The sequence below is a fragment of the Dysgonomonas sp. HDW5B genome, assembly GCF_011299335.1.
Taxonomy (GTDB): Bacteria; Bacteroidota; Bacteroidia; order Bacteroidales; family Dysgonomonadaceae; genus Dysgonomonas_A.
Genome location: NZ_CP049858.1, coordinates 894,293 through 906,717 on the forward strand (window position 1 = coordinate 894,293; position 12,425 = coordinate 906,717).

Genomic DNA, 12,425 nt, shown 5'->3' on the forward strand with positions numbered 1-12,425 from the left:
TTTGATTTCTTTATTTCGGTTTAGAGAATTATCTTAAAGGATTTTGACCCTTGCGATGTATCGGCTTTCAATAAATAGAAGCCTTTCTCCAATACGCCCTCGTCAATCAAATAAGTAGTATTATGAATTTTGTCTTTTCGAAATACCATACGCCCCATCACATCAAATAATTCGACTCTTTCCAACTCAAAATGAGCTGATTCTATCCGGATACCGTTTGCTGATGTTATAGTTATTTCGCCGTCAGAAGTTTCATCCTCAATACCGGATGTCGATTTAGCTGTCAATTGGATGGAGAAACGATCCTCCAAGTTTTTACTTGATGTTTTGTCAAATGATACAGATGATGTTTTTCGTAAATCATACTCTTTCTTTTGTAATTTATCTATTAATATAACATCGGAATATGCAGCAAAAGCCTCTATTCCTTTGATGGTGATTGTTGCTGTTCCGGTTTTAGAAGTACGGATACCGATCGGGATAGTGATACTTTGATCGCTATTACCAAAAAGATTAATTTCCAGTGCTTCGGTTTCATTTGCAATGGTATATATTTCGGGCACATCAGTTCCGGGTGAAAACATTTTCCGGATATCTTCCCCTGCTATATACTTCAATGAAGCTCCCTTACGTGCTGCTAATATTGTCTTACTTTGAATCTTATTGAAATTCAGCCCTAAATAAAGAACATCTGCAAGAACTTGATTTGAAGACCTGAGTTCAACACCGGCACCGGCTTTTGCTACCGATATATTTTGAGGTTTAAATACCAAACTTTTTTTGCCGGGTTTCGTTTCTACAAAAAACGACTGCATAGGAGGAATAAATTGTGATAAACTTTCGGCTGTCGTTTCAGAAGATAAGCCTCCCAAACCGCTCCACACTTCACTACTTCCACTACTTATGTAGGCATAAAACTTACTTCCATCCCATATTCTGTAATAACCATACATATTATCGGCATTATCTTCTGCAAACTTCGCAAAGTCGATATGCGACATAAACGGGTTACCCACAATATTAGTAGTTCCTGCTGCTACACCTACTGTAGAAACTCCATTGGAGTAGGATTCTTCAAAAACAAACCGATATCTGTTATCTTTTTGTTTATTGGTAAGGTTATTATGACCGACAGTCCACACCGAATCGTTAGGTATACTGGCTTCGTCTCCCCGATTAAGAGGCGCTACCTGAGTCAACCAAGCTCCGCTGGTTTTATCGTGATAGCTATAAGTGACATCACGACCATCAACTAAACGACGAGGAAATTTATAAGGAGTTCCTGTTGGAAAGTTTGTATCAGCATAATTCATTCCATTAGCTTTTCCATTAACCCACAATGCAAAACCTTTCGCCGTAGGTAGATTTTCTTCTAATTTTGAGAAAGGAGTAGAAAAATCACCCACCACATATCCTGTTCTTCCATCCGGATTTTGGCTATTACCAACATTGAAGTACATCATAAATATTTTAGGAGATACTGCATTGGGCCAACTCATGTCGCCATGATAATCGGCTGAATACATATATCGTAACGGATCAGATAACATATACCATCTGTTACGATCGGGAGTTAACTCAACAAAAGCTTTTCTATAGAGAAGTAATTGTATCTGCCCAACACTGGCACCATTTTTAAAGGTTATATCCCGGCATGCATCTCCGACTTTCAACACGGGATAGGTGGATGCATCTTCAGATATGGTTACGTCCGTACACCAGATAGGAGCTCCTTTACCCGTTGATGATTCCCAATTTGTTGAATCAGCCCATTCTGTTGTAGTAGAGTTTATTTTCCATGTTGCAGCAGCAGGATGTACGGTCATACTGAAAGTTTTCACTTCATTTCCGGTTTCATCTTTAATTGCATATGTGAAAGTGCCGGAAGTACTCTCTGTAAATTCGAGTTTATATGCTGTATTGAAAGTTCCTTTCTTAACCGTACCTCTATACAATGAGTAGTTTGTACCTTCCGACATACCTGTACCCGACATCGAAACTTTAATAGGACATAAAGTACATGATGCATCAGAAGAAACAGTGATAGAAGTAACAACTTTTGCGATGATAGTTATTTTCACTTTAGCCGATGCTTGCCCTGCAGATGACTCAGCAATAACATAAGTTATATCAGGAACAGTGAAAGGTGCGGTTAATCCAGGTACCGATCTGAAAAGAAAAGTTCCATCCTGATTTAGTGTTATTGTTCCGACTAATACGTTATTTTTATTAATCTTAGCCGTTGTTCCTGCTGCATATTTAATACCGTTCACTTCATATTCCACAACCTTTAATGAAGCTCCTGTATTGCCGGGAGCATCATTCGTGATAATATTACCCTCAAGATCAGTTGCTGCCAATACTGTATAGCTATCATCTTTGGCTACGGGAACAACCACTTCCAAGCAATTAGAAATCTTGGTAAGGGTTATTTCATTAGAGTACATACGACAATTTTTCGTAGTTTTAGTATACACCGAAAGTCGATAGACTCCTGCTGCACTGGCTGTATAAGTATTTTTGGTAGCTCCAGAAATATCACTAAAAGTATTCCCGTTTTTCTTTTGCCACTGGAATAGATAAGAGGCATCGGGAAAAGCGTCGGGAGTAGACACAGTTAACGTATAAGTACATTTAGTACAATCTTTAGATAAAGTTTTAATCTGTGGAATAATAGACTTCATACTCAAATTATCCAGTGCAAGATCATTACCATTACCTCCATTTACATTATTTCGGAATGCTATATATACCTTATTCACTCCGCAGGGAACAACATAGTCGAAATAGGTATTCTCCCATACTCCCACTTTCGACATAGTTATTGTTTTGGTAGCTTTCACGGTTGAAAGCTTTGTCGGATCACTATTTATAACCAGAGCTACAGAGGGAGCTATACCGGTACCATTCAGTTGAGCCAAATCCAATCCCATACGATATGCCTGCCCCGACTCAACCTCAACCGCCTGACTATAAAATATTTTTGTAGGATCTTGGTCAGCATTTACAACCATAAAATAATTGCGAGGAGTAGTAAAGTCGGTCTCATAACGATCATACAACACTACAGGCCAAGCCTTATCACTCAATGACGGTAGATTATACATTCCATTAGTAGAAGTAGCCACAACATAATATCCGTTATTTGGAGCATGAGGTACAATCTGCCATGAATTACTCTTAGATTTATCAGGTAAAGTATTTGCAAAACCCGAATACCAGTTTTCGGTCAGCCCCCATTTATAGGAAGTTGTAGAACCTGCAGTTGCAGTCAAAGGCCGTCCGATAGTTACTTTGGGATTAATCGCAACTTCTTTTAAGCTATTATTGTAAAAAACTGTTTGTGCAGGCTGGTAATAAACTCCCAATTTAGAAGCATCCAGTAATGGGTAAATATTCTCACCAACTCCACCATCTCCATTTTTTCCTTGTGAATCAACAGTTTCAAATGTTCCTCGTAGAACTTTTTCCGGTCCATATACTTGAGCCGAAGCAAAAAATGTAAAGAATGTAAAGAAATAAGCGAAAAAAGAGCATTTGTTAATAGTCATTTTTGTAGTTTTCTCTATTTTCATAAAATTTATTTTATTGGTATCACTTGTCTTTTAAGACACAAAACACTATGATTTTAGCAGTTATTACATCATTTTTAGCTTACAGACGTTAATTCCGAAAAAATTAACACAAGAGACCTGATAACCAAACCATAATAGGGTCAAAAACACCCCAACCTGGCTCAGCAAGACATAGAAAAAGCACTCAACATTAATAAATTAACATTGACATTCTATTTACTCAATAAATAATTTTGAAGAATCTAATTTAAGCGGTCTTTTACTTCAAGTAACATATTGCAAATTCAAATTTTGTTGATATATAATAATTTCCCTTTCCTACTACCTATTCTATATAAGCTGCCTTAACTGATTCCCGGCAGTTTAAAACCCTTAATAATCATTCACGTCCTAAAACCTAAATAGTTTGTGTTTCTCAATAACATTTTTTTGGTTAAAGATTTTACATTTACCCAAAAGATGCTTGTCTCCTTACATCTTTCTATTTTTAATAACATAAGTTTGATTTATTACTTTTCAGGGAGTAAAATTATATATAAATTATCGCAACTCAATACTATCTTTAGTGTTTCTACTATGTTTATAGCGACCAATTTCGCAATAATGTGAGTAATTATTTATGAAAAAAGAGTATTCCAGAAAAACATACACTTAAAAAGACACAAATCATTAACAAAAGACTCTAAAAATGACAAAACAGAGTATCGTCTGCAATAATCACTAATATTCAAGAAATATATTTTAATTATAAAAAAAGGAGAAATTAAACAAAAAGTTAATCACGTCCGATAAGCGAGACTGCCGTTCGTTGTTTTCTGAAAAAAGCAAAACGATCTACCTCTCCACTTTGTGTTATTAATGTGGAGCATCGTTTCAGAGAGTCAATCCACTCTTTCTGAACATCCGATATCCTAGAGCTTTGAGAATCCAACCCATTAATAGCTAACACCCTAAGATGAGATACTCCTATTGTTTCAGATTCAAAATGAGAATGAGAAGCTTCCAAATCAACATTGGCCAAATAGAGAGCGACCTTTGTTCCGTTTTTATAGACTCCCGATATTGCCAAAGTTTCCAACTCACTTATTAACTCTAACAACTCATTCTTTAACAGCTCCAGTTCTTCGACTGTTATAAGGCTTAACTTGAAAAAATAATTTATATCTTTTATTATAGAGTTGAATATTTCGCGATCAAGTATATACACTGCTCTTTGTATACTGCGACTTTCTAGAATAAAGTTACGATGAGCTTGTAATGCCTCTTCAGACATTATAATTTCGGAGAAAGATATTGACGATTGTGATTTATTAACCTGGTAATACCACCGATAAAGACGAAATCTAGACAAGTTCTCAAAAGGCAAATAAAAAGAATAAGGCAAGGTGCTAAATGCAAAGCGGGCTCTTACATTTTTTTGAATACGTAATTTTCGGAAAAACTCAACATACTCATTTACTCTACTACAGTAATCGTCATTAAGATTATCCAGATCTAATACATTAAGATCAAAAACTGCTCGTTCATGATTTTTAACTCCCACAATTGCATCTAATGAAAAACCCATCTTTAGAGATACTTTCGCTATTTCTTCAAATGTAAAAGGAACTTCACCTCTCAATCGTCGATAAATAGCTTCTCTACCAATAGGGAGTAATTCCATCAATTCACTGATCATATTACTTCCCGGAGGTATCGAGCTTTTTATCACAGAAACAACTTGCTCATTAAGATTGTATTTGTCTTTCATAAACTAAATAAATAACGAATAATATAAATAAATTCTAATGGATGAGCATTTATCTCCTCGAGAAAAAAAGAAAATATTCCTTCTTTCCTAAATACGATTCTACAAAATAGCCCCACCCCATTAAATCTTTCTTCACTTAAAATAATTGACTCAAATGTTGTTCCCCTATTAGATGCTGGTATTTATTAATCACACATCGACATAGAAACAGACAATACTAAGAATATGTTCAAGAAAACTTAACAAAAATAGATACCTGAAGATATATTTTGTTTTATCTCTCCTAAATATCAGAATAAACCCATGAAATAAAAATTTCATAAATAAAAAAAGAGAGACACCTAATCGTAATTAGGCGTCTCTCTTTTTTTATTTCTTTCCCTTATTTTCTCAGGATATAATCCTCTTCAATTTCACCTTTTATTTTATTACCATCAATATCTAATTGTGTCAAGGTATTCTCTCCTACAAAATATTGATTCGGTTTATCTTCACCTTCTAAGGTGATCGTATTACCTTCTTTATTCCACGAATAAGCTCCTTTCGTATAAATAGCTTTATCTCCCTTACCAACATAAAGTATCTTCTTATTGTAAGTACTATCAGATAATTCGATCATTACATCCATACCGCTTCCCGAAGCAGTAGGCAATACTCCTTTATATACACCTTTATAATCCAATGAATTCATAGCATTGTGCTCGTCTGCCACTACCGTTACAGTATCAGCTCCTTCCAACACCGCACCATCAGCGGGTCCTTCTTTAGGTTTATTGTTACAACTAAATAAGGCTAATGCAAATATTAAAACTATTCCCTTTTTCATATAATATAATATTTAAAAAACTTTATGCTTGCGACTAGAGTAAACAGACGGGGAACTAAAAAAGTTTACCGGATCTGAAAAACTTAACAAGTATATATATAAATTTTCAAAAAACACATTTCAGAACGAACTTTTATATATCAAGCTGTCTTTAATCTATTTGGCAGCACAATAATTAAAAAACTTTGAGTAACTTTATGCGATTTTAAGAAGTAAAAAAGAATTATGATTAAACCGATTACAAAAAGTATCGATTTAGGTGATGGAAGGTCTATCACCTTAGAAACAGGAAAACTAGCAAAACAGGCAGATGGATCTGTAATGCTAAGAATGGGTGACACCATGTTATTGGCAACAGTATGTGCCGCAAAAGATGCAAATCCAGGTGTAGACTTTATGCCTTTGCAAGTTGAATATAAAGAGAAGTTTGCTGCGGCAGGCCGTTATCCCGGAGGCTTCCTTCGACGAGAGGGACGTGCTTCAGATTCTGAAATTCTAGTATGCCGAATAGTCGACCGAGTACTACGTCCTCTATTCCCTGATAATTATCACGCTGAAGTATTTGTTACTATAACCATGTTTTCTTCAGACGGTATAGATATGCCTGATGCATTAGCCGGACTTGCAGCTTCTGCAGCTCTTGCTGTATCGGATATTCCTTTCAATGGACCTATATCTGAAGTGAGAGTTGGTCGTATTGATGGCAAATTTGTAGTAAATCCTACATTCCAACAATTAGCGCAAGCAGATATGGACATCATGGTTGGTGCCACTATCGACAATATAATGATGGTAGAAGGTGAAATGAAAGAAGTTTCGGAAGCAGAAATGCTTGAAGCTATCAAAGTTGCACACGAAGCTATTAAAGTACAGTGCCAGGCTCAGATCGAATTGATGGAGCTTTGCGGAACAACTGTAAAAAGAGAATACTGTCATGAAGTAAATGACGAAGACCTACGCAAAGATGTTTGGGATAAATGTTATGATAAAGCATATGTAATTGCTGCATCATGTAACACAAACAAACACGAGCGTATTGCTAATTTCAAAGCAATCGTAGATGAATACAAAGCTGCTTTAACTCCAGAAGAATTAGCTGAAAAAGGAGCATTGATCTCTCGTTATTATCACGACGTTGAGAAAGAAGCTATGCGTCGTTCTATCCTTGATGAAGGAAAACGTCTGGATGGTCGTTCAACTACTGAAATCCGCCCTATCTGGTCAGAAGTAGATTATCTACCCGGAGCTCACGGATCGGCAGTTTTCACTCGTGGAGAAACTCAGTCATTGACAACTGTTACATTAGGTACAAAATTAGACGAGAAAATTATCGATGATGTTTTATTCAACGGTAAAGAACGTTTCTTATTACATTATAACTTTCCTCCATTTTCGACAGGTGAAGCTCGTCCACAAAGAGGAGTAGGTCGTCGCGAAATTGGTCACGGAAACTTGGCTCACCGTGCTTTGAAACCAATGATTCCTGCAAATTATCCATATGTAATACGTATAGTATCTGACATTTTGGAATCTAACGGATCATCTTCAATGGCAACTGTTTGTGCCGGAACTTTGGCTCTGATGGATGCAGGGGTAAATATTAAGAAACCTGTAACAGGTATCGCAATGGGACTTATCTCTGAAAACAAAGGAACTAACTTTGCCGTACTTTCTGACATCTTAGGAGACGAAGATCACTTGGGTGACATGGACTTTAAAGTTTGTGGAACTAAAGATGGTATCACTGCTACTCAAATGGATATAAAGGTAGACGGTTTGTCTTTCGAAATCTTGGAGAAAGCATTAAACCAAGCTCGTGAAGGTCGTTTACACATCTTAGGTAAGGTATTGGAAACTCTATCGGGACCTAGAGAAGATCTTAAACCAAATGCTCCACGTATCGAGATAATAATGATCGCTAAAGAATTTATCGGCGCTGTTATCGGACCGGGTGGAAAAATCATACAAGGTATTCAAGAAGAAACAGGTGCTACTGTAACTATTGAAGAGATCGATAATCAAGGACGTGTAGAAATATCTGCAACCAACAAAGCTTCTATTGATGCTGCGATGGCTAGAATCAAAGGTATTGTTACTGTTCCTGAAATAGGAGAAGTATACACTGCAAAAGTTCGCTCGATAATGCCATACGGTGCTTTCTGCGAATTCTTACCCGGAAAAGACGGTTTACTTCACATCTCTGAACTATCATGGGATCGTGTTGAAACTATCGAAGAATCGGGTCTTAAAGAAGGTGATATGATTGAAGTAAAACTGGTAGATGTGGATGCTAAAACAGGCAAAATCAAACTATCTCGTAAAGCTCTTCTTCCTCGCCCTCCTCGTCCTGACAGACCTGTGGTGAAAAAAGATGGCGAAGCTCCTCAAACAGAAGCTCCTGCTGCTGAATAATAGAATATAAATTCTTATTATATAAAAAAAGGCTATTCCAAATGGAATAGCCTTTTTTACACACAGCAGCATGTGACTAATTATTAGATTTTAAGACATTTATAAAGGTTTACTAATTCGGAGTATATATTAAAATACGTCCCTGAATAAACCTTTTTTAGCAAGATAGCTTATTCTTATGTAAAAAAACATGTAGGAGTTAATACTATATAATGGCAATTAAATCCACTTAATATTTTTACAATAAAGCTATATTAGTTATCATAATTCAGATACCAATGGATTCCATACTTATCAATTAATGTAACCAATATAGAATCTGCTGAGGTTTCGGCAAAGTCCATAGTTACACTTCCGCCAATCTTTAATTTATCAAAGACAGACTTTTGTTCTTTTTCATTATCGAACGATACTGTCATTGCTATATTATCACCTATTGTTGTATTCTGATTCTCAAAACCATCTGATGCATAGAACTTAATTCCTTCTGCTATAAATTCGGCATGTGCTATTTTGTCTTTGAATGGTTCTGAAACATTATACTTCTCTGCCTCTGCATACGTCTGTTTGAAAGATATTTCGCCATCAAAACAGTCTTTATAAAATAAAAGGGCTTCCTCGCACTTATTGTAAATAATCAGATAAGGAGTTAGATTTTTCATTGTTGTTGGGTATTATAAATTAAATATTTCCGATCGCATCTTCTGCGACCGGATCATATAGACTATAAAAACATCTGATTCTGTAAAAGGTGGATGTTAATAAAAAACAGAGAAGAGTATATGATAACTTTTAAAACATGCCAAAGAGAATATTGTTTTGCAAAAAAATGATTCTTAACTTATCTACAGAATAAAAAGTTCAATGTTCATATTAATAATCAACATATAACATATTCTTTATTTATTTATCTAACAACCTAAATTTCGATACAATGATATGTAGTCTCTTATGTTTTTCATAAATTCGACAGAAAGATCTATAGTGATATTATGACTGTTATAGAAAACAAACTGTACATCTTTTTTTTCACAAAAACCCATTAACAACCAATAAATTACACCGAGATAGATGTAGCATATAGCTAAAACCTCATTTTCCTTCTTTTAGAAAAGAAATCATATTCTCTATTGCTTTTTGAGATAATCTTTCTTTTGATTCTCGTGTAAATCCTGCCGACTTATCATAAAGTACAATATTTTCCATTTCCGAAAATTCTTTATAATACACTCCTGCCCCATCCGCATCAAAGAAGGCAAAAGATGTTTTATCTGCATTCATCGACTTTACAAAAGCTTCTTTATCAAACAGAGGACCAAAAGAGGTATTGATAAATACCGAATTTTTCTTTTTGCAGGCAAATTCTTCTTCATTGACCAAAACCGTATAGCGGGGCAAATGAATGGTAACTGCATCGCAAGTAGCCATTAAATCTTTAAGGGGTAAAAACTTTGAGCCTTTAGCCTCCTCATCGGGTTTACGTGTTTTACTGTAATAGTAGACTTTCATTCCAAATGAGCGAGCCGCAACAGCAACCATCTTACCAAGAGTACCCATACCGATTATACCTATGCTCTTTCCTCCAAGCTCGCAAGGTTCTTCCTTCCATTGATATTTACCATATCCTTTGCCTAAATTAATCAATTGACTAAAGATAAATTCAACAACACCTTCATCTCCATAGTCTTTCACGCCCTTTACTACGATTCCCCGTTCTCGTGAGGCAGGAATATCAACACTCGAAGTCTCTTCACTGAAAAGGCTACAACACATGCCGATATATTTCAGATTAGGGGCAGCGTTTATAATTCGGGGAGTAAGTCGAGTTTGGAAACTCACCAGAACACAATCACTATCACCAACTCGTTCTATCACCTCTTCTTCTGATGAAGGATAGCTCCAATATAACTTCAAAGGATCGTTAGATAGCTTCTGGATTTCTGGAATTGCATTTTCGGTTAAACGACAAGCATCGATCATCGTTATTTTTTGAAATTTCATAGAAAGATTATTTTAAAGGTCACAAACCTATTTATTTCGATTAGTCACAGTAAAATTCAAACATACCTAATAAAATCCAATTTACCTAAAATGACCTATACACACATAATGCAAAAACGCTTTCGGAAAATTCCGAAAGCGTTTTCTATCATTAATTGTTTATTACAGCGAATGATTTATTACATCATTCCACCCATTCCGCCACCCATAGGAGGCATAGCTGGTCCTGCATTTTCTTCTTTTTTATCTGCGATAATACACTCTGTAGTTAAGAACATACCTGCAATAGATGCAGCATTCTCTAGTGCTACACGAGCTACTTTAGCAGGGTCGATAACTCCTGATGCTACTAAGTCTTCATAAATATCAAGACGAGCATTGTATCCGTAGTTACCTTTTCCTTCGCGTACTTTTTGTACTACTACTGCACCTTCTCTTCCGCAGTTGTTTACAATCTGACGAAGTGGTTCTTCGATAGCACGTTTGATGATTTCGATACCTGTAGCTTCGTCTTCATTTTCGCCTTTCAAACCATCAAGAGATTCAATTGCACGAATATATGCAACACCACCTCCGGGTACTGTACCTTCTTCGATAGCAGCACGAGTTGCAGAAAGAGCATCGTCTACACGGTCTTTTTTCTCTTTCATTTCAACTTCCGATGGAGCACCTACGTAAAGAACTGCAACACCACCTGCTAATTTAGCAAGACGTTCTTGAAGTTTTTCGCGATCGTAATCCGAAGTTGTTTTTTCGATTTGAGTTTTGATCTGACCTACACGTGAAGCGATAGCAGCTTTATCTCCTGCACCGTTTACGATTGTAGTATTGTCCTTGTTGATAGTAATTTTATCTGCAGTACCAAGCATTTCGATAGTAGCTGCATCTAATTTGATACCTTTTTCTTCTGAGATAACTACACCACCTGTAAGAACTGCAATGTCTTCCAACATTTCCTTACGACGGTCACCAAATCCGGGAGCTTTTACTGCTGCAATTTTCAACGAGCCACGAAGACGGTTAACCACAAGAGTAGTTAATGCTTCAGAATCGATGTCTTCTGCAATAATCAATAGAGGACGTCCTGATTGAACTGTTTTTTCAAGTATTGGCAGAATATCTTTCAATACCGAAATCTTCTTGTCATAGATAAGAACGTATGGATTCTCTAGATCAGCTTCCATTTTTTCAGTATCTGTCACAAAATATGGAGATATATAACCTCTGTCGAATTGCATACCTTCTACTACATCTACGTAAGTTTCAGTACCTTTAGCTTCTTCTACAGTGATTACGCCTTCTTTTTTCACTTTACCCATAGCCTCAGCAATCAGCTTACCGATTGTTTCATCTCCATTTGCAGAGATTTTAGCTACGTTTTCTATTTTTTGTAAATCGTCACCAATAGCTACCGATTGTGTTTTAAGATTAGCAACAACTTTAGCAACAGCTTTGTCGATACCACGTTTCAAATCCATTGGGTTAGCACCTGCTGTTACGTTTTTCAAACCTACGCTGATGATCGATTGAGCCAATACAGTTGCAGTAGTTGTTCCATCACCTGCATCATCGTTAGTTTTAGAAGCTACTTCTTTTACAAGTTGAGCTCCCATGTTTTGGAATGGGCATTCCAATTCTACTTCTTTCGCTACAGTTACACCGTCTTTAGTGATATGTGGTGCACCGAATTTTTTTTCTATAATTACATTACGACCTTTTGGACCTAAGGTTACTTTTACTGCATTTGCCAATGCATCGACGCCTTTTTTCAATTCGTCGCGAGCATCAATATTAAATTTAATTTCTTTAGCCATGATTTTTCTAATTCTTTAAAACGTTAGAGATAAATTTAAGGTTTCAG

General features: G+C 36.1%; 7 protein-coding genes. 1 reads left to right on the top strand and 6 read right to left on the bottom strand.

The window, feature by feature from the left end; translation table 11 throughout:
* Window positions 1-20 precede the first annotated feature (20 nt).
* From G7051_RS03590 to G7051_RS03600, 3 genes are all read right to left on the bottom strand, one after another.
* Entirely contained in the window at window positions 21-3,575 is a 3,555-nt protein-coding gene (locus G7051_RS03590; RefSeq protein ID WP_166198607.1) for a T9SS type A sorting domain-containing protein, read from the bottom strand.
* Between the two features lie 775 nt (window positions 3,576-4,350).
* Window positions 4,351-5,325, bottom strand: coding sequence for a hypothetical protein (locus tag G7051_RS03595; protein WP_166198609.1), 975 nt, complete (start codon window positions 5,323-5,325; stop codon window positions 4,351-4,353).
* A gap of 382 nt (window positions 5,326-5,707) precedes the next feature.
* Window positions 5,708-6,151, bottom strand: a complete 444-nt coding sequence (locus G7051_RS03600) for a copper resistance protein NlpE (protein ID WP_166111244.1) — start codon at window positions 6,149-6,151, stop codon at window positions 5,708-5,710.
* 225 nt (window positions 6,152-6,376) lie between these two features.
* On the opposite strand from G7051_RS03600, the gene pnp reads away from it, so the two are divergent.
* Complete coding sequence (gene pnp / locus G7051_RS03605) at window positions 6,377-8,563, top strand: polyribonucleotide nucleotidyltransferase (RefSeq protein ID WP_166111246.1); 2,187 nt, start codon at window positions 6,377-6,379, stop codon at window positions 8,561-8,563.
* Between the two features lie 254 nt (window positions 8,564-8,817).
* Here the strand turns inward: pnp and G7051_RS03610 are convergent, their stop codons facing one another.
* From G7051_RS03610 to groL, 3 genes are all read right to left on the bottom strand, one after another.
* Window positions 8,818-9,225, bottom strand: a complete 408-nt coding sequence (locus G7051_RS03610; RefSeq protein WP_166198610.1) for a VOC family protein — start codon at window positions 9,223-9,225, stop codon at window positions 8,818-8,820.
* Between the two features lie 430 nt (window positions 9,226-9,655).
* Entirely contained in the window at window positions 9,656-10,564 is a 909-nt protein-coding gene (locus G7051_RS03615) for an NAD(P)-dependent oxidoreductase (RefSeq protein ID WP_166198611.1), read from the bottom strand.
* 179 nt (window positions 10,565-10,743) lie between these two features.
* Entirely contained in the window at window positions 10,744-12,378 is a 1,635-nt protein-coding gene (groL, locus tag G7051_RS03620; protein WP_166198613.1) for a chaperonin GroEL, read from the bottom strand.
* Between the last annotated feature and the right edge of the window lie 47 nt (window positions 12,379-12,425).